The organism is uncultured Algibacter sp., from assembly GCF_947487605.1.
In the GTDB taxonomy this organism is placed as follows: Bacteria; Bacteroidota; Bacteroidia; order Flavobacteriales; family Flavobacteriaceae; genus Algibacter_D.
The window spans coordinates 97,065-120,503 of sequence record NZ_CANKXK010000009.1 but is presented as its reverse complement, the minus strand read 5'-3'; the positions used below and the strand labels follow the sequence as shown (position 1 = coordinate 120,503).

At 31.0% G+C, this 23,439-nt stretch carries 26 protein-coding genes and 1 riboswitch; of the genes, 18 read left to right on the top strand and 8 right to left on the bottom strand.

Annotated features, from left to right (window positions below; translation table 11 throughout):
* The first annotated feature begins 107 nt into the window (after window positions 1-107).
* Complete coding sequence (locus Q0739_RS11465) at window positions 108-1,595, top strand: glyceraldehyde-3-phosphate dehydrogenase (protein WP_298238870.1); 1,488 nt, start codon at window positions 108-110, stop codon at window positions 1,593-1,595.
* Window positions 1,596-1,644: 49 nt separating this feature from the next.
* On the opposite strand, the gene Q0739_RS11460 is transcribed toward Q0739_RS11465, so the two are convergent.
* Window positions 1,645-2,427: a hypothetical protein gene (locus Q0739_RS11460; protein WP_298238869.1), complete on the bottom strand. Its 783-nt coding sequence runs from the start codon at window positions 2,425-2,427 to the stop codon at window positions 1,645-1,647.
* Between the two features lie 356 nt (window positions 2,428-2,783).
* On the opposite strand from Q0739_RS11460, the gene Q0739_RS11455 reads away from it, so the two are divergent.
* The 4 genes from Q0739_RS11455 to Q0739_RS11440 all read left to right on the top strand — a co-directional run bounded on the left by Q0739_RS11455 (window position 2,784) and on the right by Q0739_RS11440 (window position 5,359).
* Window positions 2,784-3,404: a tRNA (guanine-N1)-methyltransferase gene (locus tag Q0739_RS11455; RefSeq protein ID WP_298238868.1), complete on the top strand. Its 621-nt coding sequence runs from the start codon at window positions 2,784-2,786 to the stop codon at window positions 3,402-3,404.
* Between the two features lie 43 nt (window positions 3,405-3,447).
* Complete coding sequence (locus Q0739_RS15065; protein ID WP_366140796.1) at window positions 3,448-3,708, top strand: GNAT family N-acetyltransferase; 261 nt, start codon at window positions 3,448-3,450, stop codon at window positions 3,706-3,708.
* A 292-nt stretch (window positions 3,709-4,000) separates the two neighbouring features.
* Window positions 4,001-4,678, top strand: a complete 678-nt coding sequence (trmD, locus tag Q0739_RS11445) for a tRNA (guanosine(37)-N1)-methyltransferase TrmD (protein WP_298238867.1) — start codon at window positions 4,001-4,003, stop codon at window positions 4,676-4,678.
* Between the two features lie 6 nt (window positions 4,679-4,684).
* Window positions 4,685-5,359 (top strand): NAD-dependent deacylase, encoded by a 675-nt coding sequence (locus Q0739_RS11440; protein WP_298238866.1) that lies wholly within the window; start codon window positions 4,685-4,687, stop codon window positions 5,357-5,359.
* Between the two features lie 42 nt (window positions 5,360-5,401).
* On the opposite strand, the gene Q0739_RS11435 is transcribed toward Q0739_RS11440, so the two are convergent.
* Window positions 5,402-6,637: a glycosyltransferase family 4 protein gene (locus tag Q0739_RS11435; RefSeq protein ID WP_298238921.1), complete on the bottom strand. Its 1,236-nt coding sequence runs from the start codon at window positions 6,635-6,637 to the stop codon at window positions 5,402-5,404.
* A gap of 65 nt (window positions 6,638-6,702) precedes the next feature.
* Complete coding sequence (locus Q0739_RS11430; protein ID WP_298238865.1) at window positions 6,703-7,176, bottom strand: heme-binding domain-containing protein; 474 nt, start codon at window positions 7,174-7,176, stop codon at window positions 6,703-6,705.
* A 37-nt stretch (window positions 7,177-7,213) separates the two neighbouring features.
* Here Q0739_RS11430 and Q0739_RS11425 point away from each other — a divergent pair, with 37 nt between their 5' ends.
* The 3 genes from Q0739_RS11425 (at window position 7,214) to Q0739_RS11415 (ending at window position 9,388) form a co-directional block, all read left to right on the top strand.
* Window positions 7,214-7,780, top strand: a complete 567-nt coding sequence (locus tag Q0739_RS11425; protein ID WP_298238864.1) for an adenylosuccinate lyase — start codon at window positions 7,214-7,216, stop codon at window positions 7,778-7,780.
* Window positions 7,781-7,851: 71 nt separating this feature from the next.
* Window positions 7,852-9,195, top strand: a complete 1,344-nt coding sequence (gene purB / locus Q0739_RS11420; protein WP_298238863.1) for an adenylosuccinate lyase — start codon at window positions 7,852-7,854, stop codon at window positions 9,193-9,195.
* A gap of 1 nt (window position 9,196) precedes the next feature.
* A complete protein-coding gene (locus Q0739_RS11415) occupies window positions 9,197-9,388 on the top strand; it encodes a hypothetical protein (RefSeq protein WP_298238862.1) in 192 nt (63 codons plus the stop codon).
* A 53-nt stretch (window positions 9,389-9,441) separates the two neighbouring features.
* Here Q0739_RS11415 and Q0739_RS11410 read toward each other — a convergent pair whose 3' ends face one another.
* The 4 genes from Q0739_RS11410 to Q0739_RS11395 all read right to left on the bottom strand — a co-directional run bounded on the left by Q0739_RS11410 (window position 9,442) and on the right by Q0739_RS11395 (window position 11,663).
* Window positions 9,442-9,984, bottom strand: a complete 543-nt coding sequence (locus Q0739_RS11410; protein ID WP_298238861.1) for a DUF4252 domain-containing protein — start codon at window positions 9,982-9,984, stop codon at window positions 9,442-9,444.
* Window positions 9,985-10,074: 90 nt separating this feature from the next.
* Entirely contained in the window at window positions 10,075-10,638 is a 564-nt protein-coding gene (locus Q0739_RS11405; protein ID WP_298238860.1) for a DUF4252 domain-containing protein, read from the bottom strand.
* A 52-nt stretch (window positions 10,639-10,690) separates the two neighbouring features.
* The gene (locus Q0739_RS11400; RefSeq protein ID WP_298238859.1) at window positions 10,691-11,167 is read right to left on the bottom strand and encodes a hypothetical protein; all 477 of its coding nucleotides are present in this window, start codon (window positions 11,165-11,167) and stop codon (window positions 10,691-10,693) included.
* Window positions 11,154-11,663 (bottom strand): RNA polymerase sigma factor, encoded by a 510-nt coding sequence (locus Q0739_RS11395; RefSeq protein ID WP_298238858.1) that lies wholly within the window; start codon window positions 11,661-11,663, stop codon window positions 11,154-11,156. Before Q0739_RS11395 ends, Q0739_RS11400 begins: the two co-directional genes overlap by 14 nt.
* A gap of 146 nt (window positions 11,664-11,809) precedes the next feature.
* On the opposite strand from Q0739_RS11395, the gene Q0739_RS11390 reads away from it, so the two are divergent.
* Window positions 11,810-13,294 carry a S41 family peptidase gene (locus tag Q0739_RS11390; RefSeq protein ID WP_298238857.1) on the top strand — a complete coding sequence of 495 codons (1,485 nt, stop codon included), beginning with the start codon at window positions 11,810-11,812 and terminating at the stop codon, window positions 13,292-13,294.
* A complete protein-coding gene (locus tag Q0739_RS11385) occupies window positions 13,287-14,012 on the top strand; it encodes an adenine nucleotide alpha hydrolase (RefSeq protein WP_298238856.1) in 726 nt (241 codons plus the stop codon). Before Q0739_RS11390 ends, Q0739_RS11385 begins: the two co-directional genes overlap by 8 nt.
* Window positions 14,013-14,052: 40 nt before the next feature.
* On the opposite strand, the gene Q0739_RS11380 is transcribed toward Q0739_RS11385, so the two are convergent.
* On the bottom strand, window positions 14,053-15,921 hold the full coding sequence (locus Q0739_RS11380) for a TonB-dependent receptor (RefSeq protein WP_298238855.1): 1,869 nt from the start codon (window positions 15,919-15,921) through the stop codon (window positions 14,053-14,055).
* A 66-nt stretch (window positions 15,922-15,987) separates the two neighbouring features.
* A riboswitch (cobalamin riboswitch) is annotated at window positions 15,988-16,282 on the bottom strand.
* A 209-nt stretch (window positions 16,283-16,491) separates the two neighbouring features.
* On the opposite strand from Q0739_RS11380, the gene Q0739_RS11375 reads away from it, so the two are divergent.
* The 8 genes from Q0739_RS11375 to Q0739_RS11340 all read left to right on the top strand — a co-directional run bounded on the left by Q0739_RS11375 (window position 16,492) and on the right by Q0739_RS11340 (window position 23,428).
* Window positions 16,492-17,637: an ABC transporter substrate-binding protein gene (locus Q0739_RS11375; protein WP_298238854.1), complete on the top strand. Its 1,146-nt coding sequence runs from the start codon at window positions 16,492-16,494 to the stop codon at window positions 17,635-17,637.
* A complete protein-coding gene (locus tag Q0739_RS11370) occupies window positions 17,638-18,669 on the top strand; it encodes an iron ABC transporter permease (protein ID WP_298238853.1) in 1,032 nt (343 codons plus the stop codon). It abuts the gene before it with no gap.
* Window positions 18,669-19,463: an ABC transporter ATP-binding protein gene (locus Q0739_RS11365; protein ID WP_298238852.1), complete on the top strand. Its 795-nt coding sequence runs from the start codon at window positions 18,669-18,671 to the stop codon at window positions 19,461-19,463. Before Q0739_RS11370 ends, Q0739_RS11365 begins: the two co-directional genes overlap by 1 nt.
* Before the next feature lie 190 nt (window positions 19,464-19,653).
* On the top strand, window positions 19,654-20,973 hold the full coding sequence (rmuC, locus tag Q0739_RS11360) for a DNA recombination protein RmuC (protein WP_298238851.1): 1,320 nt from the start codon (window positions 19,654-19,656) through the stop codon (window positions 20,971-20,973).
* A gap of 113 nt (window positions 20,974-21,086) precedes the next feature.
* Complete coding sequence (locus tag Q0739_RS11355) at window positions 21,087-21,704, top strand: transcriptional regulator (protein ID WP_366140793.1); 618 nt, start codon at window positions 21,087-21,089, stop codon at window positions 21,702-21,704.
* Window positions 21,701-22,402, top strand: coding sequence for a DUF3307 domain-containing protein (locus Q0739_RS11350; RefSeq protein ID WP_298238850.1), 702 nt, complete (start codon window positions 21,701-21,703; stop codon window positions 22,400-22,402). Before Q0739_RS11355 ends, Q0739_RS11350 begins: the two co-directional genes overlap by 4 nt.
* A 4-nt stretch (window positions 22,403-22,406) precedes the next feature.
* The gene (locus Q0739_RS11345; RefSeq protein ID WP_298238849.1) at window positions 22,407-22,943 is read left to right on the top strand and encodes an acyl-CoA thioesterase; all 537 of its coding nucleotides are present in this window, start codon (window positions 22,407-22,409) and stop codon (window positions 22,941-22,943) included.
* 104 nt (window positions 22,944-23,047) lie between these two features.
* On the top strand, window positions 23,048-23,428 hold the full coding sequence (locus Q0739_RS11340; protein ID WP_298238848.1) for a hypothetical protein: 381 nt from the start codon (window positions 23,048-23,050) through the stop codon (window positions 23,426-23,428).
* The last annotated feature ends 11 nt before the right edge of the window (window positions 23,429-23,439 follow it).

Genomic DNA, 23,439 nt, shown 5'->3' with positions numbered 1-23,439 from the left:
ATAGCCCTCTTTTTAGAGGGTTATTTTTTTACAAAATACGCTACGAAAACGTTTGAAATATAGTATTTTTGCCAAAATTTTTCAAACAACATACTAAACATTTAGCAATGTCTTTTAACAAAACTTACGAGAAAGAATTATCATTTCAAGCAGATCGCAGACGAGCGACTGTGGAATTTATAAAAACAGTTAGTGATTTATGGTATGATAAATCAATAGAACTCGTTATTTTTAGAAATCAATTGATTGATAGAAACGTTAGCCAAATTTTAAGTTTGCATGAATATGCAGGTAAGTTTGTGCAAAAGCCAATTTCAATTTTTGACTCTGTAGAAATTGCGCAAGCAATAAAAACCCTTGATATACCGCCAGCAAAATTAGATATTGGGAAACTTACCTATGAGTATCATTTAGAAGATAACAAATACGACAATGCCACAGCATTTATCATTCAAAAACTTAAGGACGCAAACAAAAACGAAAAAATAGAACCCAAAGATGTTGTTTTATATGGTTTTGGAAGAATTGGACGCTTAGTAGCTCGCGAACTTATGGCACGCACAGGAAAAGGCAGTCAATTAAGACTTCGTGCTATTGTTACTAGGGGTGTTATTAATGCCGAAATTCTTGAAAAAAGGGCTTCATTGCTACGTAACGATTCTGTTCATGGTGATTTTCCAGGAACTGTGTCTATTGATGCTAAGAAGAATGCTTTAATAATTAATGGCACAACAGTAAATATTATATCTGCTAATGCACCAGAAGATATAGATTACACAAAATTCAATATTCAAAATGCTTTAGTTATCGATAATACAGGTGCTTTCAGAGACAAAGAAGCATTAAGTAGACATTTAATATCAAAAGGAGTAGATAAAGTATTATTAACAGCGCCTGGAAAAGGTATCCCTAATATTGTTTATGGTGTTAATCATTCTGAAAACGATCCAGATTCTGTAGATATTTTTTCAGCAGCATCATGTACTACAAATGCTATTACACCAATTCTTAAAGTAATGGAAGATTCATTTGGAGTTAAAAATGGTCATTTAGAAACAATACATGCTTATACTAACGATCAGAATTTAGTTGATAATTTTCACAGTAAATACCGTCGTGGTCGTGCCGCAGGGTTAAATATGGTGATTACTGAAACTGGTGCTGGTAAAGCAGTTTCTAAGGCACTCCCAAGTTTAGAAGGTAAATTAACTTCGAATGCGATTCGCGTTCCAGTTCCCAATGGCTCTCTAGCTATTTTGAATTTAGAATTAGATAAAAAAGTATCTCTTAATGGCATAAATACCATCATGAAAAAATATGCTTTAGAAGGTGATTTGGTTGAGCAAATAAAATACGAGCTAAGTGACGAGCTTGTTTCGAGCGATATTATTGGCTCCTCGGCGCCTTCAATTTATGATAGTAAGGCCACCATTATTAGGCCTGATGCTAAAAATATAGTTCTATATATTTGGTACGATAACGAATATGGTTATAGTCATCAAGTAATAAGACTAGCAAAATATATTGCCAAGGTTAGGCGATGGGTTTACTATATGATGATTTCACCTTTGTTTCTTAATATACTTGGGTTTTAGAAGGTCTTTAAAATATTTTTTTTACAAGAAATAATTAATCTAACATACTTCAATCTAATAAATCTTTAAATTTCCTAATATTAATATCCTTAAGGTTATTAAACGTATAACCATTTGCGTTAAAACCAAACCATCTAAAATATTCTGTTTTCTCAACACTTTTTTTGGTAATTTCATCTTCGTAGATAAATTGAACTATGTGCACAAAATTGTCTTTAGTTGTTTTCAAATATTCCTTTTCAAAAGGATTGCTATTTTTAATAAAATATACACCTCTATTTCCATTAATTAAATCGTTTGATTCTTCAATATAATTAAAAAGTGTTTCTTTAACATTTAAATCTTCATCAACAACTAAAAACGCCCTTTTTATCTTCTTTATAATACCATTCCTGTTACCAACATTTTGAAATGTAATTTGAAAATGATATTTTGATGAGTCAGTAGGGGATTCAACAAAAATGTTTTTTTCACTATTAGCAACAATATTTGCAGCCTCTGATTCAAATTTTAATTTGGCTATTCTTAACTGTTCATCTACAAGATTTTGAAATTTCCTAGCTTCGTTTAATGAATTTTTTAAACTATCCTTAACTCCAGATAAACCGTTTCCTAATGAATCTATTTCATCAATAATCTTTGTTGTTTTGTCTAAACTCTTTTTTAAAGATTCAGAAACTTTATCAACAGATTTTTGTAGGTCATCTTGTGATTTTTTAGAATCCAAATCTTTTTGATTTGTACTTAATAAAGTAAATAATACAACTAAAATACTACAAATAGTAGCTAAAATGGAAAATGTCATTGCTCTGGTTTTAAATAATTTAATCATATCTCTTTTTGATAACAAAAGTTTAATTTACTCTTATTTGGGAAATATTCAGATGATATTCTCAAACGTTATTTAAAAAGTTTTTAACAAAAAATGGTATTTGATTTTTTGAACATTTAAAAATCAAGCTGATAACCTACCAATAAAATATGCATATAGAAAAAATTAACATTAAGGGTAACCCAATCCCAAAGTAAGACGTTATACATATTATTAATAGAAAAAATCTAAAATATAATCTTGTTCGTATATTAATTAGCCTCACAATGTGAGGCTTTTTGATGAACATGTGCTATTAGTAAACAATATTTTATAAATTCGTAAAACGAAAAACAACCAATTTAAACCAATCTTCAATGAAATACCTTAAATATATCACCCTAGCGATATTTTTTAGTGTCTTTGCTTTAACCTTAAATGCACAAACCACACAAGAAGAAGAGCTGTCAATAAATAGTGGTACCATAGATAGCCAATTCGAATATGTTTTAAAAAAATCTGGTAATTTTAAAGGCACAAATGGCTCTCCATATGAAGCTGTTAAACGTAGCCTGCTACTCACTTTAAGAGCGCATACTATTGATTCCTTAAAAACAGCTCATAAAAACCTTACCGAAACACAAGCTATAGTTGACTCTCAAGTTAAAGAAATAGCAGATTTAAAGTCGAATCTTTTAAATACCAAAACTGACTTAGATAAGACTAATAGCGAAAAAAATAATATGGCATTATTTGGTTTGCAAATGAGTAAGACTAGTTACAACATGCTTATGTGGAGTATTATTGGTATCCTTTTAGCACTACTTATTTTATTTGTTTACAAATTCAAAAATAGTAACTCTATTACCCGTGATGCTAAAAAAGCTTTATCTGAGATTGAAGAAGAATTTGATGAACACCGTAAAACAGCACTAGAGCGCGAACAAAAAGTTCGTCGTCAATTACAAGACGAAATAAACAAGCAAAAAGGCGCTTAATTGTTCCTATTAAAAATAAAAAAATCTGTAATTCACATTACAGATTTTTTTATGGAATTTTGATGGCTACCGCGTTTTTTATAAACAAGAATCTAACTATGAAGCGGTACGTACATTTTTAAAAGAACGCCTTACAAAACAAGACTCCATTATTTATATTACCCTTATTAATAATATGGCTGTTGGTTTTACGCAATTATATTTTTTATACTCTTCTACATCTATGCACCCTATGTATTTACTAAATGATTTATACATAGATTCTATCTACAGAAATAAAAGCATTGGTACTGCTCTAATTTAATAAAGCCAAAGTACTTTGCAAGGAAAAAACATAAAGGCCTAATTATTCAAACTGAGCTTACTAATCCTGCTCAACATTTATACAAACGTGAAGGTTTTATAAAAGATACCAATTTAACTTTTTTTGGATAAATAACGTGTCTTGATTTTGTTTAACAATAGATAAATTTAACTTGTGTTGAACTTGTTTTATTTAAAAATCGAAACTTTCATTTTGAATTAATCCAACCAAAAAAGAACGACCTCCAAAATCCCAAACAATTCAATTATCTTTGTACAACACAAATTACACGATGCGCATAGATATTATAACTGTATTACCAGAGTTACTTAAGAGTCCTTTTGAAGCCTCTATATTAAAACGCGCTATTGCGGCTAATTTAGTTGAAGTTCATTTTCATAATTTACGCGATTATACTACAGATAATTACAAGTCTATTGACGATACGCAATTTGGCGGTGGCGCTGGTATGGTAATGATGGTTGAACCAATAGACAAATGTATTTCGGCATTAAAAGCAAAACGTCATTATGATGAGATTATTTATATGACGCCAGATGGTGAAACTTTAAATCAAGGTATTGCCAATCAAATTTCATTAAAAGAAAATATTATTATTCTTTGTGGCCACTATAAAGGAGTCGACCAACGTGTACGCGACCATTTTATTACTAGCGAAATTTCTATTGGCGATTATGTTTTGTCTGGTGGCGAATTGGGTGCTGCTGTATTGTGCGACGCTGTTATTAGATTAATACCAGGTGTATTAGGAAATGAGACCTCTGCCCTAACCGATTCGTTTCAAGATAATTTACTTGCCCCTCCTATTTACACGAAACCCCGAGAATATAAAGGCTGGAAAGTACCCGAATTATTGTTGAGTGGTAACTTTCCTGAAATCGAAAAATGGCGAGAAGAACAAGCTTACCAACGAACCAAAGAACGCAGACCAGATTTACTAGACGAGTAATTAATTATGAAAAAACACATTGTAGTTCTTACTGGAGCTGGTATGAGCGCCGAAAGTGGCATTAAAACCTTTCGTGATGCTGATGGTTTATGGGAAGGACATGATGTCATGGAGGTGGCTACACCAGAAGGCTTTGCTGCTAACCCAGAATTGGTTTTAGATTTTTACAACCAAAGGCGCAGACAACTTTTTGAGGTTAACCCTAACCAGGCACATTTCGATTTAGCTTTACTAGAAAATAAATATAAAGTCACTGTAATCACTCAAAATGTAGATGATTTACATGAGCGCGCAGGTAGCCACAATATTATACATTTACATGGAGAATTACTAAAAGTAAGAAGCTCTTTTAATGAAAATGATGTGCAGAAATGGACAACCGATTTAGTTTTGGGAGACCTATGTAAAGAAGGACACCAATTAAGACCTCACATCGTTTGGTTTGGTGAAGATGTCCCCATGATTGAAAAAGCTGTAGAGGTTTGCGAAACAGCCGATATTTTAATAATTATTGGCACCTCTATGCAAGTATATCCAGCCGCGAGTTTAATGCATTATGTACCACAAAATACCCCAACTTACTTTATTGATCCAAAACCTAATATTGAAAGTAAAAAGAATTTAACGGTTATTACAGAAACTGCTACCGCTGGAATGCAAAAGATTATTGAGTTATTATAAATAATTTTAGGTAGTTTATCCATATAGTGATTATTTGAGAAACTATTTCTTTTTATTCTTCTCCTCAATCCATTTACTCATATACTTTGTGCTTTGCAAACTATTGTGCTGCAACATGAGTCCTGTAAAGTTATTGAATCGTTTTTGAGTTAGCTGTTGAATCGTTTCCACTATTTTGGACATTAAGCCAACTTGAAATTCAGTTTTATTAAAGCGCGAATTAACTATTTGAAATCCGTTTTGTTGCTTTTCAACCCAGCCATTTTCCTCCTTGTAAAGCTGAATAGCTTTTTCAGAAAATAGTATATGGTTATCCTCAATAAACCCATTTGGTTTTAATTTACCAAACATGCCTTCAGCAGCAATTGATGACATCACACAAGGGGTTCCATTTCTCATAGCATCTATTAACTTCCCCTTCAAACCAGCACCAAAACGAATAGGCGCTAAACAAACTCTGGCATTTTGCATGACAACATTAGCATCTTCAGCAAATCCTTTAATTAAAAATCCTTGTTTTTCATTGTGTAATTGATTTACTTTTAGAGAAGCATAAGACCCATAAACGTGTAATTCAGTATGAGGTAAATCCTCTCTTATCAATGGCCAAATAGTTTCTTTTAAATATAAAACGGCATTGTAGTTTGGTTCATGTAAAAAATTGCCTATCGTAATAAAATGTTTTCTATCATTAAAGAACGGTTGCTTGTTTAGTTGTTCATCTGTAATGTTATCGAGTAAAAATGGCACATATAGTAAAAGAGATGCATCTACTTTAAAGTCGTTTTTCAGGATTTCCATTTCAACTTCAGAAATAATCAAACTTAAATCGCATCTATAAATACTGGCAATTTCTCGCTTTGCGGTGTCGTTAAATAAATACTTAGTGTCAAATGGTTTGGCTTCCTTAAATGCTTGTCGCCTGCCTTTTCGCAAGCAATGCAAATCTTCGGTATCAAGAATCTTTAATGCCTTTGGACAATGCTCGGTAACTCGCCAACCGAATTGTTCTTCCATCATAAAGCGATCAAACATTACAATATCTGGGTTTAATACTTTTATAAAATCATCAAAACTAGAATTGTTTAGCTCTATAGAAACTTGTTCAATATTGTTTTCTTCCAAATTAACCGCATTATCACTTTTAGCACATGGAGTTGCGAATGTAATTTGATAACCAGCAGATTGAAATACAGCAACTAATTGCAACATCCTGCTACCTGCTGCAGAACTTCTTGGCTCTGGCCAAACAAAGCCAATGATTAATAATTTTTTGATTGCCACGAATTCACAAATGTTTAATTAATATTATGCAATTTCTCTCTTGTGCTCTAAATTACTGCTTACTGTGGCAAAGATTCCAGCCCATATTTTAAACGCACTAATTTTGCCCAATCAACAACCATTTGTATTTGCTCATTGGAAAGTTTAGCTTCGGTATGCACCCAAGTATAAGATTTTAATGGCATTTCTTTAGCTTCAACCATTTCTATAAGTTCTTCAAATTTATGGTCTTTTCGCTTCGTAGAATTACCTATCCAATTCGAGACATTAAAATGATGCTTTCCTACATCTATATGCCCTTTTAACCAATAGTTTACAGGAGTTATATTGTTATACCAAGGATATCGAGTTACATCGCTATGGCAATCGAAACAATTTTCTTTTAATATGAGTTTTACACTCTCTGGAGGATTGGTTTCTGCTAGAAAAGGTTCAATGGAACTAATATCTCCTGAATATTTTTCTGGTCGGAAAAACTGTGCTACAACAAAAACAACTAACAAAAGCAACAGCACTTTTTTTATAATCTTCATTTTAATACTTTTATTCTATAAAAATAATGAAATCGATTTGACTACAGCAGAACTTTATAACGAATTAAATTATGTAAACCATTCTCGTGAAAAACGTTTGTATTATGCAAATTTAGTAACGGATAATCCAGATTTAATTCCGAAGCTGTTAGACATTCTTTTTATGGTAGACGATAAAATATCGCCACGTGCTGCTTGGGTTTTTGAATTTATGTGTAATAATGATATAGAAATTATAATCCCATATTTAAATATGTTTACTAAAAACATGAAACGCGTTCATATGGATTCTGCCGTTCGGCCAATAGCAAAAATATGTGAGTTTCTCGCCAAATCTTACACATCTAAAACAAACAACAACATTAAAAACGTATTAACCGAAACACATAGAGAACGCATTATAGAAACCTGTTTCGATTTTATGATAAATGACGAGAAAATAGCTCCTAAAGCTTACTCCATGAACGCCCTGTTTTTATTAGGTAAAGAATACGATTGGGTTCATCCAGAATTAGTTTTAATATTAGAAAGGGATTTCCAAATACAAAGTTCTGGATTTAAGGCAAGAGCTAGACATATTTTAAAAAAGATTAAAAAGCAATAACTTCGGTCATCTAACTTCGTGCTTCAAACTTTCTTTTCTATCTTTGCAACTTCAAAAAATCAAACAAAATTATGTCGTTATCCGCCTTAAATGCCATCTCTCCAATAGATGGACGTTACAGAAGTAAAGTCAATGAACTAGCTCCATATTTTTCTGAAGAAGCCTTAATAAAATATCGTGTTTTAGTTGAAATAGAATATTTTATTGCGCTTTGCGAAGTTCCTTTACCTCAGCTTAAGTCTGTTAACAGTTCACATTTTGATGCCTTAAGAAAGATATATCAAACGTTTTCTTCTGATGATGCTTTAGCTATTAAAAAAATTGAAAGTGTCACCAATCATGATGTTAAAGCGGTTGAATATTTTATAAAAGAAAAATTTGATGCCTTAGGCTTATCCCAATACAAAGAGTTTATCCATTTTGGATTGACCTCTCAAGACATTAACAATACAGCTATTCCTTTAAGTATTAAGGAAGCTATGAACGCTATTTATGTTCCTGAATATTTTATAGTTTTAGAAAAACTAAAGGCCTTATCTAAAGACTGGGCAGCTATTTCTATGTTAGCTAGAACACATGGGCAACCAGCATCTCCTACCCGACTTGGAAAAGAAATTGAAGTTTTTGTAGTGCGTCTTGAAGAACAATTTAATTTATTAAACGATATACCTAGTGCTGCAAAGTTTGGCGGTGCAACTGGTAATTTTAATGCACATCATGTAGCGTACCCAAATATTGACTGGAAAGCTTTTGGTGGCAGTTTTGTACAAGAAAAATTAGGTTTACAACATTCGTTTCCAACCACACAAATCGAGCATTATGACCACATGGCAGCTTTGTTTGATACTTTGAAGCGAATTAATACCATTATAATTGATTTAAATAGAGATATTTGGACCTATGTCTCAATGGATTATTTCAAACAAAAAATTAAAGCTGGTGAGGTTGGAAGTTCTGCAATGCCACATAAAGTGAACCCCATTGACTTTGAAAATTCTGAAGGCAATTTAGGTATTGCAAACGCTATTTTCGAACACTTATCTGCGAAATTACCTATTTCTAGACTACAAAGAGATTTAACCGATAGCACGGTATTACGAAATGTTGGCGTCCCTTTTGGACATACACTAATTGGTTTTAAATCCACCTTAAAAGGACTTGGCAAACTATTACTAAACGAAAGTAAATTTGCTGAAGATTTAGAAAATAATTGGGCGGTTGTTGCAGAAGCTATACAAACAATATTGCGTAGAGAAGGCTATCCAAATCCATATGAAGCTTTAAAAGGGTTAACAAGAACGAACGAAAAAATAAATCAGATTTCTATTTCTAATTTTATAGATACTTTGGATGTCTCTGATACAATAAAATTAGAATTAAAAGCTATTTCTCCTAGCAACTATACAGGAATATAATATGTTAAGCGATAAACAATCATTAATACTTTGTGGCGTTCTTACGGCAGGTATTTTTGTAACTGGAATACTAAACATTCTAGATAATTTTGTTGTTTTAACGGTTCTTACAATTGTTTTTCTTGTTATAATAGGTAATTTACTTTATGTCCAAGGTCAAGAAAAAGAGGATACTCCTAAAGATCAAGAATAAAAAAAAGGGTTGCTAATTAGCAACCCTTTTTTCATTAACATTAATACTATAATTTATTTAAAAAAATTCATAATATCCTGAACATTAGATTCATCTACATTCGCATCTTTTAAAGCTGAAACCAAAGTCACCATTTTATCTGGACTCATATTGTTTCCTAAAACGCGTACAACACCAAAACCTAATTCTTTAGCACTTCCAAAGATTATTACCTCATCTGCTTCATCATCATCTCCAATATATTTCACAACAATTTTATTTCCTTTATCGCTAAACTCCATTAAGTCGTTGTATTTGTCATCACTTAAAATAGTTTTTACTTTTTCAATTTCACTTTGTAGTGTTGCTCCATTATTTTCATTTGCTCTATAACCCAAAAAGTTTAATCGCTTTACTGAATTATAAGCTTCCTTTTGATCTTCGGTAAATGCACTAGCATCAATTTTAACCATTGATAGTGGTACATCCTGCGAAATAAAATTGGCAGATTCTTGGCTATCTACAAAATAACGTTGTAAAGTTGGACCATTGTTACAACTAGTAAAAATAGTAGCTATTAAAAGTATAGAAGCTATATAGTTGAATATTTGTTTCATTGGTTGATTGTTTTTTGATTGACAATTACGATATGCTGATGAAATTACTTATCAGCATATCACAACTGTTCATTTTAAGATTGATTGTTATTATTCCTTTTTATCTAAATGCTTACCTCCTGGAATATTCATTTTATCGGTAAGTTTAGAAATTTCGTTCAAATTAATATTTCCTGTAAGTGAAACTACTACGGTTTCTATGCTACGATTTTCACCATTAATTTCAACACCTTTTCCTTTCATAGCTTTATCTATTCCACTAACAAAGATTAAAAGTTCCTTTACATGATCTGCATCTTTTCCTTCTTGTACATAAAACTTAACTTCTGTACCGTCATCTTTTACTTCCATTAATTCCTCTAAAGAGCTAGAACGCGATTTTACCCATTTAGAAATGTCTGAAGAAATACCTTTATTATCTGTTACTATGGTTTTAAAGCTAGTAATACTTTTAACCATTTCCATATATGATTTAGCTTCTGGATCGTCTATATTAACACCCATTTTTGCTAGCATTTGAAACATTTTAGGCTTAATATTTACATATGTAACATCTGGACTATCGCTATACTTCTCAAAAACACTTTTTTGAGCCATTCCTGTTATTGGCAATAACATAATTGCCATTACCAAAACTATTAATCTATTTTTCATTGTTCTTGTTTTTAAATTATTTAAAGTTTTCATTTTTTGATTTTTGATTTAATTAGTTCTTAAAAATTATACTTGTTGTATTATCTATTTCGTTTAGATATCCTAAAGCCGAAGTTCCTTTATTAACTTCATTTAAATATCCTACAGTTGAAGTTCCTTTATTGAAATGACTAGAAATCATTTCTAAAGATTTTACAACTTCATTATAAGCTAGTTCTTTTTCAGATTCACTATAAGTGCCTAGATCACTATTAAATGAATTACTAAAATAAAACCCCAACATTAAAACCGCTACTGCAGCGACAGAAATCCATTTGTAATTAAAAATACGTTTAGTGTTTAACGGAATGTCTTTAGTAAATTGTTCTTGTTGGTTTACCAAAAAATAGTCGAACATAGGTTTGTACATTTCTAAATGAGGTGCTACAGTGTCGCTGGAAAAATAGTTTTTCAACACTTGCTCTTCTTTAATAGTTGTTTCGCCGTTTTCGTACTTTTTTAGTAATTTTTCTATATTATTTAATACCATAATTATGTGTATTAGTTAATTTTTCTCTTATTGTTTTTCTTGCTCTAGATAAGTTTACACGAACTGCTGTATTATTCATATCTAGCATTTTTGCAATCTCATCATAATCGTATTCTTCTATATCTCTTAATTGAATTATTAATTTTTGTTGCTCTGGTAAGTCTTCAATAATCTTAGCTACCCAACTTACACTATCATTTAATTCAACTTGTTTTTGTAATGCCGTTTGTTTGTCTTCATAATTGCTATGTACAATTTTCAAATTCTGTGCCTGTTTAGATTTAAGTTTATCGAAACAAAAATTCTTTGTCATAGTCATGGAAAATGCTTCTACATTTTTATACTCTGCAATTTTAGCTTTGTTATTCCATAATTTCAACAGCACCTCTTGCGTCGCATCTTCAGCTTCTTCGGTAGAAACCAATAAGCGCTTTGCTAATCTAAAGACCTTATCTTTAAAAGGCATTACAATATTTAAAAACTCGCTTTGAGTCATTTTTGGTTTGGTTTAATAAAACAGCTTAGTTATTGCTATTTGATATTACGACGAACAACTATGTATTTTGTTACAAAAATTTTTAATTGCACAATATTGTAAGTAAATTTAGGGTTTTAAAGACTAAACTTTATATAGAAAAAGCTATGAAAAATTATAAAGCACTGTTAGTCTTGATTGTTACTTGTTTTTTATTTACAAGTTGCTTTGAAGACAATGATGATAATACCATTACTGCAAGCCAAATAAACGATTTTGTATGGAAAGGTATGAATGCCTTTTACCTATATAAAGATAATAGTCCTAATCTTGCAAACGATCGTTTCTCTAATAACGGTGAATATGCAGATTATTTAAATAGTTTTTCCTCTCCGGAAGAATTATTTGAAAGTTTAATATATAATAGGCCTACAATAGACCAATTTAGTTGGATTACAGATGACTATTTTGCAAATGATGACTTTTTAAATGCTAGAGGGCTTACTTCTGGTATGCAATACACTTTTATTAGTCGATCAGATAATGACCCCGTAAGATATGGGATTGTTCTATACGTTTTTCCAGAAAGTGATGCTGATGATAAAGGTATAAAGCGAGGCGATATTTTTTATGCTGTAAATGGAACAGAATTATTTTATAATTCGCCTATAGATAATAATTACTCTTTACTTAATGCAAATAGTTTTAGCTTAGATTTAGGAACTTATAATACTAACGGAACGCCAGATACAGCTGATGATTTTGTAACACCTTTGAATCAAAGTATTACTCTCGTAAAAGAAGAATTTATAGAAAACCCCATTCATGTTAGTAAAGTATTAAATGTTGGGGGTAAAACCATTGGCTATCTCATGTATAATGGATTTAATGGAAGTTCTTCTGAATTAAACGATGCATTTGGCTCTTTTAAAAGTGCTTCAGTTACAGACTTAGTAGTTGACTTGCGCTATAATGGCGGTGGTTTTAACACTAAAGCAATACTATTATCAAGTTTAATTACAGGTCAATTTACGGGTGAAGTACTTAATAAAAGATTATATAACAGTGAATTGCAACCGTTATTTGAAGATCAAGACCCTGAGTTTTTATTGGATCGATTTATTGATAATGAAGATGGTTTAACTTTAAACAGTCTTAATTTAACTAAAGTTTATTTCCTAACAACTCGCAACAGTGCTTCTGCAAGTGAATTAGTAATTAATGCTTTAGAGCCCTATATTGATGTAGTGCAAATTGGACAAAATACCAGAGGTAAATATCAAGGGTCGTTTACAATTTATGACTCTCCAGATTTTAAACGCCAAGGAGCTAACCCAAATCATACTTATGCACTTCAACCTTTAGTATTTAAATTCTCTAATGTAAATGATAACACAGACTTTTTTAATGGTCTTGAACCTAATACTCCTTTAAGCGAAACTAGAACAAACCTTGGGATTTTAGGCGATGAAAATGAACCTCTCTTAGCTGAGGCTATTGGAGAAATTACAGGTTCAGGAAAATCTAGTAAAATCAAAAACAACAGCTTAGGCATTTTGGATTCGTTTGAAAACGCTAGTTTATCTGGAGGTAAATTAATTGATGATAGAGAATTTCCTAAAGCCATTATACAAAGACTCATTATTGAATAAATACAAAACCTATTTCAACTGGAGTTCTGGTAAAGATTCTGCTTTAGCCTTATATCATTTATTACAGAATAACAACTATTCTGTTGATGAACTAATTACAACCATAAATTCCCATTACAATCGTGTTTCCATGCATGGTTTAAGAAAAGAGTTATTAATTGCTCAAACTGATGCACTTAACATTCCTGCTAGTTTAATAGAACTTCCAGAAATGCCTAGTATGGCTATTTATGAACAAAAAATAACCGAAGTTGTTTTAAGATTAAAATCTGATAATTTTACACATTCAGCTTTTGGAGATATTTTCCTTGAAGATTTAAGAGCCTATAGAGACAAACAATTAGCAAAACAAAATTTGACTTCTGTATATCCACTATGGAAACGAAATACCAAAGCACTTTTAAATGAGTTTTTAGATTTAGGCTTTAAAACGATTATTGTATGCGCCAATTCTAAATACTTTAATGAAGACTTTGTGGGAACAATAATAGACAAAAAATTTATAGATAATTTACCCAAGGAAGTTGACCCTTGTGGCGAAAACGGTGAGTTTCATACCTTTTGTTTTGATGGCCCTATATTTAAAAACCCAATTGATTTTACTATTGGAGAAAAAGTGTATCGAGAATATGATACGCCTAAAACAGATGATGATACTGTATGTAAAACAAGTGCTGAAAAATACGGTGTTTGGTATTGCGATTTACTCCCAAAATAAAAAGACCTGTCAGGTTTTAAAAACCTAACAGGTCTGAAATCTACAAATTAAGATTCAACCCTAAACTCACATTTCTTCCTTTTGTGGTATATCCCAGGATTTCAAAATAATCTTCATTTAATAAATTAGAAATATTTGCGAAAAGCTTCACTTTACTCTTAATTAATTTATGACTGAAATATAAATCAATTAAAGAATAAGCACTTAAATCTTCGTTTGCAAATGTTGAAAAATTAGTATCCGTTCTACTTCCAACAAACTGATAGTTTAATGACGCAAAAGTGTTTTTACAAAAATCATAACCCAAACTAGCATTAGCTTTATGTTTAGGGACTCTCAAACGCACCCCATCTTTAACTTCAGTAAACGTATAATTTGCAGAAATTGATACGTTTTTAATCAAATCAACTTGAGCTTCAATTTCTACACCATGAACTGTAGCGTCAGTAGTAGCATTTTCATAAGCACTTCCATAAACAATCGTATTTTCCTCATTTCTATTAAAATACAAACCACTTAAACGAAATCCATTTTTCGTATTATACTCTACCCCTCCTTCTATAGTTTGATTCTCTTCAGGCTCTAAATCTGGATTTGCTCCAAAAAAACCAAATAATTGAGACAAGTTTGGTGCAATAAAAGAGGTTGCATAAGAACTAAATATTTTTGCATATCCTTTTTTTACTGGAATGCTAAACGACGGATTTAAATTATAAACAAGATGAGAACCATATTCGCTATGGTTATTCAATCTACCTCCAGCATTGATATTCAATCCAAAACCTGATACATAAACCACATTTAAATACGGATCTGTATTTATAAAGCTTTCTTCTTCGGTAAATAAACTTTTATAATCCCCATAATTTAAACCAACAATAGTAAAAAACTGGTCATTAAAATTATATTTATTAAAAGCATCAATTACATAACTATCTGCTTCATTAGTTGAACCAAAATCAGAAATAGTTTCTCTATCAATCTTAGTGTAAGCCGCATTTATTTGAAAACTTCCGTTTTCATATTCAAACTTAGGAGATACACCTACCCGCTTTTGTTTAGAAATATATTCATCATTAGTATCTGCAAAAGTGTAAGTTGGTGGAGGAAATCCATCAATATCTGTTTTAAACTTATCTAAACTTGCATAAGCAGTTATTTCAAAACTATCTGAGAATTCATAACTCAATTTCAAATTCGTATTATATCTGGAAAAAGCATCTTTTTCTGCATTGTCAGACTTAGCTGCAGATAGCCCGTCAACAAAACTATTACCAAAACTTGCCAAATATGTAAACTTATTTAAAGTTCCGTTTACAGACACATTGTTTGTAAAACTAGAACCATTATAGTTTAAATCATCTTGAGTTTGATTTGTACCAACAACGGTTAAAAAACTTCCAGAAATTTCATCCTTACTCGATTTTTTAGTTGTTATGTTTATTACAGCTGTAGCAGCGGCATTTCCATAAAGTGTACTTGCAGCACCTTTAATAATCTCAATAGATTCTATAGTATTCAAATCTATTAACCTTAAATCAAATTCATTAGACACTAAAGAAGGGTCATTAATTTGAATACCATCAATAAGTACTAAAACCTGCCTGTTGTTACCACCTCTTACAAAGCTAGAGATATTCTGTCCAGCAACGCTTCTGCTTCCATTTACCTCAATACCACTTTTAGTATTAATTAATTCTGAAACCGTCCTACCTTGGTTTCTTTCAATTTCCTGTTGAGAAATTTTAATAACTGTTTTACCAGAATTTTCACGTTTTAATTTGAATCGTGAATCTGAAATAACAACTTCTTCAAGTTGCTCTACTTTTGTTGAATCATTTTGCTTTTGTGCAAAACCAACCAATGAGAATCCTAAACATAGGATGCCAAAAACATTCGTTTTTTTCATTTTAATGAATAATTACTCGAGAATCGCATGGATTATCATACGCAAACTTTTATCCCGAAAGTTTAACTTATTTGTTTTGAAAATGGCAGGTCTCCTGACTTGTTTTATGTTAATAAACCTTCCCAGCATAAAGCTAGTGGTATTGAAGTTAATAACATCCTTAAAAAAGGTGCTCAATTAAGCTGAGCATAAACTTACAGTTGCGGGAACAGTTCAAGAATGAAGAGTGACGAATCTTTATTTTTAATTTTAGAATTCATATTCCAAAAATTATCAATCGTTAATTGTCAATCTTTTCACTTGATTCCCTTTTAATCTGTTCAATTAAAATTGAACAAGAACCAAAATTCGATGCAAAAGTAGATGTTTTTTTAACAAAAGTTGATATGTAAACTTTACTTTTTCTTATTCATTTTATAAATGAGATAAATAAACCCAATAAGAAAATGTGCTATAATAACTCCAGCTACTATATATATTGTTAAATTTGAACCGTCTCGCATAGTTTTATTTTTTTTCAAAATTAGCTATGATTAGCAGTATTAAAAGTGACAAATATCACATAACCTTATGAAGTATAAGATCTTTATTGTTTTAATATGTGTTTGTTTATTCCGTTGTAAGGAGAAACAAAATCATAGCATAGATACTTCAAAAAATGGAGAAAGCTTAATATTAAAACACGCAAACGGATTTGAAATAATTGATTTTAAAAATTACAAAATTTTAAAAATTTTAAAACCTTGGCCTAATGCAACGCAAACCTATAAATATGCTTTAATTAGTAAAGAAAATGCCGCCAAAACTACTTTTGATAAAGATATTTTTGATGGTATTATTACAACGCCTATTGAAAAAATTGTAGTGACTTCTACAACACATCTTCCTGCTTTAGAACTTTTAAATTCAGAAAAGACACTGATTGGATTTCCTGGGACAGATTATATATCATCTAAAACTATAAGAAACCTAATAGATAATGGAAATATTAGAGAACTTGGTAAAAACGAAGGACTTAATACTGAAGTATTATTAGAATTAAACCCCAACATAGTTGTTGGCTTTGGTATTGATGGAGGAAATCGTTCTTTAGAAATTATAAAAAAATCTGGTATCCCTGTAGTATTTAATGGCGATTGGGTAGAAAGCTCTCCTTTAGCTAAGGCAGAATGGATTAAATTTTTTGGTGTACTGTTTAATAAAGAAACTAAAGCCGATTCTATTTTTAAACAAATTGAAAGCGATTATTTAGAGGCTAAAAAATTAGCGCAAAATGTAACCACTAAACCTACAGTTTTAAGTGGTGCTATGCACAGCGATATTTGGTATTTACCTAATGGTACAAGTACAGAAGCAAAACTCTTAAAAGATGCCAATGTAAATTATCTTTGGAGTAACACAGAGGGCTCTGGAAGTTTAAAGCTAAATTTTGAATCGGTTTTTGTAAAAGCAAAACATGCAGATATTTGGTTAAATCCTTCAAATTATCAAAGTTTAGAAACCCTAAAAAATGGTAATCAAAACCATAGCATGTTTGACGCTTTTCAAAATAAAAATATCTATACCTTTACTAATATAACAGGAAACACGGGAGGCGTTTTATATTACGAATTAGGAATGACAAGACCCGATTTAGTTTTAAAAGATATTATTAAAATTTGCCATCCACAGTTATTAAATGATTATCAACCTTATTTCTTCAAACCTCTAGAATAATTGCCTAATAAAGATACATACCAAATTTCCTTTGCTATTCTTATAGCAATTCTATTCTTTTGTTTTTTTATAAACATCAGTTTGGGTTCTGTATCTATTCCTTTTAAAGATATCTTCAATAGCCTGATTGGAAATGCTACTGAGCAAGAAACTTGGCAGCATATTATTAGAAACTATAGATTACCAAAAGCCATAACTGCAATTATTGTTGGTTCTGGTTTGGGGGTTTCTGGACTATTAATGCAAACCTTATTTAGAAATCCCTTAGCAGGTCCTTTTGTTTTAGGTATTAGTTCTGGTGCTAGTTTAGGTGTAGCATTAATCATCTTAGGGTCTAGTATTTTTGGTGGTATTTTGGGGTTACTTTTTATCTCAAAGTGGGGCATTGTAATTGCAGCAAGCTTAGGTAGTTTTTTAGTACTATTAGCTGTTTTAGCTGTATCATTAAAATTAAGAGATACCATGGCTATATTAATTATCGGACTCATGTTTGCTAGCATTACTGCGGCTATAGTTAGTGTATTATCCTATTTTGGGTCTGCAGAACAATTACAACAGTATATATTTTGGGGATTTGGCAGTTTAGGAAACCTATCTTGGGAAGATGTTATTGTACTATTCACTATTTACACCATTGGTATTTTACTTGCTATAAGCGCTACAAAATCATTAAACACATTACTTCTAGGTGAAAACTATTCTACAAGTCTAGGGTTAAACATCAAAAAAAGTCGGTTTATTATTATAATTTCAACAAGCTTATTAGCTGGAACTATTACCGCTTTTACAGGCCCTATCGCATTTATAGGTTTGGCTATTCCACATATAACAAGGCAAGTCTTTAATACCTCAAACCATAAAATATTATTACCAGCTGTTTTTTTGCTTGGTGCTATAGTTATGTTAGTCTGTGATAGCATCTCACAATTACCTAATAGCGATTATACCTTACCCATTAATGCTATAACCTCGTTAGTTGGTGCTCCGGTTGTAATTTGGTTATTAGTTAAAAAACGAAAAATGATTTTTTAATGGCGCGTAAAAACCAAAATATTATTTTAAAAACAAAAGATTTAACTATTGGTTATGCTACAAAAAAATTAAAAACCATTGTAGCATCAGATATTAATATTGAACTAAAACAAGGTGAATTAGTTGGATTAATTGGAGCAAATGGTATTGGAAAATCTACGCTTTTAAGAACGTTAACTAACGTGCAAAATCCATTAGAAGGTGATATTTTTATAAATAATACAGCATTAAAAAAATACGCACCAACCGATTTAGCAAAAGTGATGAGTCTAGTACTTACAGAGCCTGTAGCTTCAAAAAACTTATCGGTTTTTGAATTGGTGGCTTTAGGCAGACAACCCTATACTAATTGGTTTGGAAAACTTTCTAAAACCGATTTAGATATCGCACATAGTGCCCTTGAACAAACCAATATTTTAGAATTAAAAGATAAAAAATGCTTTGAGTTAAGTGATGGTCAATTACAAAAAGTAATGATTGCTCGTGCCCTTGCTCAAGATACCGATTTGATTATTCTAGATGAGCCTACCACACATCTAGACATGTATCATAAAGCCTATATTTTAAAACTGCTTCAAAAATTAGCCAAAGAAACTGGAAAAACCATTCTATTTTCATCACATGAAATAGATTTAGCCATTCAATTGTGTGACACCTTAATTGTAATGACTGACACTAAAGTGGTTTCAGATACACCTTGTAATTTGATATCAAAAGGTACTTTTGAAACTTTATTCCCAAAAGATTTAATTGCTTTTGATGAGAAAACAGGGAGTTTTCGGGTTAAAAAATAATGAGCTTCCACTGATTTCATAAAGATTACATAAAGTCTCTCAGATAAATTAACAAAATTAAAAATCTCTGTAAATCTCTGTATATTTCAGTAAAACAATAGATTTTAGAAAATGTTGATACTTTACGCCTTCACATCTTTGCTAGAGATAATAATACCATTTATATTTGGTTAAACTTCTTTTACAAAAAATGAACGACAACTTAATCATAATTGTGGCTGCTATTATTTTTGCAGCAATCGGTTTTTTCTTAGGTAATTATTTTTCAAAATTGAAAAACAAAAGCGAACAAAGTACTTTAGAGGAACGTCAAAACCAAATGCAATTAACTATTGAAGAGTTAAGACAAAACCTCAGCAAGATTGAAAATGAACGTGAAGATATTAGAAAAGAAAAAGAATTTTTAAATACCGAATTAGCAAGAAAAAATTCAGAATACGAAAATCTTCAAGAGCAAAACCTAAAACGCGATAAAGAACTTGAAGAACGTCAAGAACAATTACGAAAAGACTTTGAATTATTGGCTACTAAAATTTTAGATGAAAAATCTGAGAAGTTTACGCTTCAGAATAAAGAAAACATAAAGAACATTTTAAATCCGCTTCAAGAAAAAATTAAAACATTTGAAGAAAAAGTAGATTTAACCCAAAAGGAAAGTATTAGTATGCACTCTGCTTTAAAAGAGCAGTTATTAGGTTTAAAAGACCTCAACCAACAAATGACTAAGGAAGCCACCAACTTAACTCGCGCTTTAAAAGGCGATAGTAAAATGCAAGGGAATTGGGGGGAATTAGTGTTAGAACGGGTTTTAGAAAAATCTGGTTTAGAAAAAGACCGAGAATATTTTGTACAACAAAGTTTTACAACTGAAAATGGTTCTCGCGTTTTACCAGATGTAGTCTTGCATTTACCAGACGGTAAGAAGATGATTATTGACAGTAAAGTATCATTAACTGATTATGAACGATTAGTAAATGCTGACGATGCTGATAAACCTCAATATTTAAAAGCGCATGTAAATTCTATTAGAAAACATGTTGACCAACTTTCTGAAAAAAATTATCAAGATTTGTATGATATTGAATCACCAGATTTTGTACTCATGTTTATTCCTATTGAACCTGCTTTCGCTATAGTTGTAAATGATGATAACGCTATTTACAACAAAGCTTTTGAAAAAAACATTGTGATTGTAACACCTTCTACCCTTCTGGCAACGCTTCGTACTATTGATACCATGTGGAATAACGAAAAACAACAGCGCAACGCCATAGAAATAGCAAGACAAGCTGGAGCTCTTTACGATAAATTTGAAGGGTTAGTTACTGATTTAACTGGTGTTGGCAAAAAAATAGATGCTGCAAAAAGTGATTATTCTGCAGCTATGAACAAGCTTGTTGATGGTAGAGGCAACCTTATTACAAGTGTTGAAAAGCTTAAAAAAATGGGAGCTAAAGCTAAGAAATCGCTTCCTGAAGCCATTATAAAACGCGCTGAAGAAGATGAGTAATCTATTTTATTAAGCAAAAACTTATCATCCAATACTATCACATAAAAACATGATATATTTGTTTATCACACAAAAACATGATATATTTGTTTATCACACAAAAACGTGATATTATGATTACAAGTGTTATTACAGGAGATATTATAAAATCTAGAACTCAAATTAACGCTGAGGTATGGATAAATATATTAAAACGCACATTATCTAATTTAAGTTCAGATGAAATCTATTGGGAAATTTATCGAGGCGACAGCTTTCAAATAGAAATACGAGATTGGTACCAAAGCTTTCAAGCCGCAGTTTATATTAAAGCTTGTATTAAATCAATTCGCGGGCTAGATGTTCGCTTAGCCATTGGTATAGGTGATAAAACTTATGAAGGCAAAAATGTGACTGAATCTAATGGAAATGCCTTCGTCTTTTCTGGCGAAACCTTAGAAACTTTGAAAAAAGAAAAACAAAATTTACGTATTAAAACTAGTAATTTTAATATAGATGAAGAACTCAACTTATATTTTAAGTTAGCACTTGTATTTATGGATAGTTGGACTAAAAATTCTGCAGAGATTGTTAAGTTAAGTATCGAAAATCCTAATGCGCTACAAAGTGAACTTGGTGAAATTATAGGTATTAATCAAAATGCGATAAGCACCAGACAAAAACGAGCTCACTTAGATGAAATTAAGGAATTAGATTTAATGTATAGACAAAAAATACATACTTTATTATGATTCTAATAAAACTCATATTAGCGCATTTCATAGGTGATTTTTTTCTTCAACCTGAAAGTTGGGTTAAAGAAAAAGAGAAGAAAAAATTAAAATCTCCAAAACTTTATCTTCATGTTTTAATACATGCAGCTTTAATGACATTGCTGCTTTGGGATATATCTTTATGGCCAATTATAACTATTATTGCTGTTTCTCATTTAATCATTGATGGCATCAAACTTATATTTCAAAAGAAAAAAACAAAAAGAATATTATTTTTTGTAGACCAATTGCTTCATGTTTTGGTCATTATTGGATGTTATTATTTTCTTTCAAAAAACACATCTATATTCGATATAAACTTCACTGAAAACAACTTATTACTCCTTACCTGTTTATTGTTTTTAACAATACCAGTGTCCATAATTATGAAAACCATTTTTTTAAAGTGGAATATTTCAAAACTCACTAAAAATAACCAATCACTCAAGGATGCAGGGAAATATATTGGTATTTTAGAGCGTATTTTAGTGTTCATTTTTATAGTTTCAAATCATTGGGAAGCTGTTGGTTTTCTAATTACAGCTAAATCTGTTTTTAGGTTTGGAGATTTAAAAGAATCAAAAGACAGGCAACTCACAGAGTACATTTTAATAGGCACTTTAATTAGTTTTGGAATTGCCATAATTACTGGTATTTTATTTAATATTCTTACATAAACCCATGTTTAAACACCCAAAAGAATCTCAAGTTTCTATTACCGAATTAATGCTTCCGTCCCACTCCAACTTTAGTGGAAAAATTCATGGCGGACATATATTAAACTTAATGGATCAAATAGCATTTGCATGCGCTTCAAAACATTCGCAAAACTATTGTGTAACCGCCTCTGTAAATCGTGTTGATTTTTTAAACCCGATTGAAGTTGGGGAGTTAGTTACCTTAAAAGCTTCGGTAAATTATACAGGAAAAACTTCCATGGTTATTGGGTTACGAGTGGAATCGGAAAACATTCAAACAGGAGAAACAAAACACTGTAACTCTTCATATTTTACTATGGTAGCCAAAGATGAAAATGGCAAAAATGCCAAAGTTCCAGGTATCATTTTAGATTCGGAACAGGCAATTAGGCGTTTTGCAAGAAGTATAACCAGACAAGAACAAGCCAAACACCGAACAAGCAAATTTAAATCTTCAGAATTTAAGATTGATGAGTTTTTGGAGATTATAAAACTACATAATGCAAAAATTAATATTTAATTGTAAGGTTACTTAATTAATTACGACCCTAAACACATTAAACTTCACATAGAATGTATTGATTGGTATTTGGATCTGAAAATATGTGCTAATATTCTCCAATCATGCGTAAATGGCTTATTTTATTTTTTGTTGTCATTATTGGAATCTTTGTATACCAATATGTATATCAAGACCATAGGAATATAAAATTAGAAAAAGCAGAGTACACACTAACAGCAACCGATATAAGCAATGCTTTTCTAAAAAATTTAAGCGCTTCCGAAGAAAAATTTTTAAATAATACTGTTGAAATCGCTGGAAACATAACTGAGTTAAGCGAAGGTAGCCTAACTATCGACGACTTAGTTTTCTGTTCATTCGAAGGTTCTTTAGAAACTAAATTACGAGTAAACTCCGAAATAACAATTAAAGGACGGGTAATCGGTTTTGACGATTTGTTGGAACAAGTCAAACTAGACCAGTGTATTATATTAAACAACTAAATTTTACAGCT

Bases quoted from the DNA above. Each gene is read 5' to 3' on its own strand.
- Q0739_RS11465 (WP_298238870.1), top strand. From the start codon at position 108: ATGTCTTTTAACAAAACTTACGAGAAAGAATTATCATTTCAAGCAGAT.
- Q0739_RS11460 (WP_298238869.1), bottom strand. From the start codon at position 2,427: ATGATTAAATTATTTAAAACCAGAGCAATGACATTTTCCATTTTAGCT.
- Q0739_RS11455 (WP_298238868.1), top strand. From the start codon at position 2,784: ATGAAATACCTTAAATATATCACCCTAGCGATATTTTTTAGTGTCTTT.
- trmD (WP_298238867.1), top strand. From the start codon at position 4,001: ATGCGCATAGATATTATAACTGTATTACCAGAGTTACTTAAGAGTCCT.
- Q0739_RS11440 (WP_298238866.1), top strand. From the start codon at position 4,685: ATGAAAAAACACATTGTAGTTCTTACTGGAGCTGGTATGAGCGCCGAA.
- Q0739_RS11430 (WP_298238865.1), bottom strand. From the start codon at position 7,176: ATGAAGATTATAAAAAAAGTGCTGTTGCTTTTGTTAGTTGTTTTTGTT.
- purB (WP_298238863.1), top strand. From the start codon at position 7,852: ATGTCGTTATCCGCCTTAAATGCCATCTCTCCAATAGATGGACGTTAC.
- Q0739_RS11415 (WP_298238862.1), top strand. From the start codon at position 9,197: ATGTTAAGCGATAAACAATCATTAATACTTTGTGGCGTTCTTACGGCA.
- Q0739_RS11410 (WP_298238861.1), bottom strand. From the start codon at position 9,984: ATGAAACAAATATTCAACTATATAGCTTCTATACTTTTAATAGCTACT.
- Q0739_RS11405 (WP_298238860.1), bottom strand. From the start codon at position 10,638: ATGAAAAATAGATTAATAGTTTTGGTAATGGCAATTATGTTATTGCCA.
- Q0739_RS11400 (WP_298238859.1), bottom strand. From the start codon at position 11,167: ATGGTATTAAATAATATAGAAAAATTACTAAAAAAGTACGAAAACGGC.
- Q0739_RS11395 (WP_298238858.1), bottom strand. From the start codon at position 11,663: ATGACTCAAAGCGAGTTTTTAAATATTGTAATGCCTTTTAAAGATAAG.
- Q0739_RS11390 (WP_298238857.1), top strand. From the start codon at position 11,810: ATGAAAAATTATAAAGCACTGTTAGTCTTGATTGTTACTTGTTTTTTA.
- Q0739_RS11380 (WP_298238855.1), bottom strand. From the start codon at position 15,921: ATGAAAAAAACGAATGTTTTTGGCATCCTATGTTTAGGATTCTCATTG.
- Q0739_RS11375 (WP_298238854.1), top strand. From the start codon at position 16,492: ATGAAGTATAAGATCTTTATTGTTTTAATATGTGTTTGTTTATTCCGT.
- Q0739_RS11365 (WP_298238852.1), top strand. From the start codon at position 18,669: ATGGCGCGTAAAAACCAAAATATTATTTTAAAAACAAAAGATTTAACT.
- rmuC (WP_298238851.1), top strand. From the start codon at position 19,654: ATGAACGACAACTTAATCATAATTGTGGCTGCTATTATTTTTGCAGCA.
- Q0739_RS11355 (WP_366140793.1), top strand. From the start codon at position 21,087: ATGATTACAAGTGTTATTACAGGAGATATTATAAAATCTAGAACTCAA.
- Q0739_RS11350 (WP_298238850.1), top strand. From the start codon at position 21,701: ATGATTCTAATAAAACTCATATTAGCGCATTTCATAGGTGATTTTTTT.
- Q0739_RS11345 (WP_298238849.1), top strand. From the start codon at position 22,407: ATGTTTAAACACCCAAAAGAATCTCAAGTTTCTATTACCGAATTAATG.
- Q0739_RS11340 (WP_298238848.1), top strand. From the start codon at position 23,048: ATGCGTAAATGGCTTATTTTATTTTTTGTTGTCATTATTGGAATCTTT.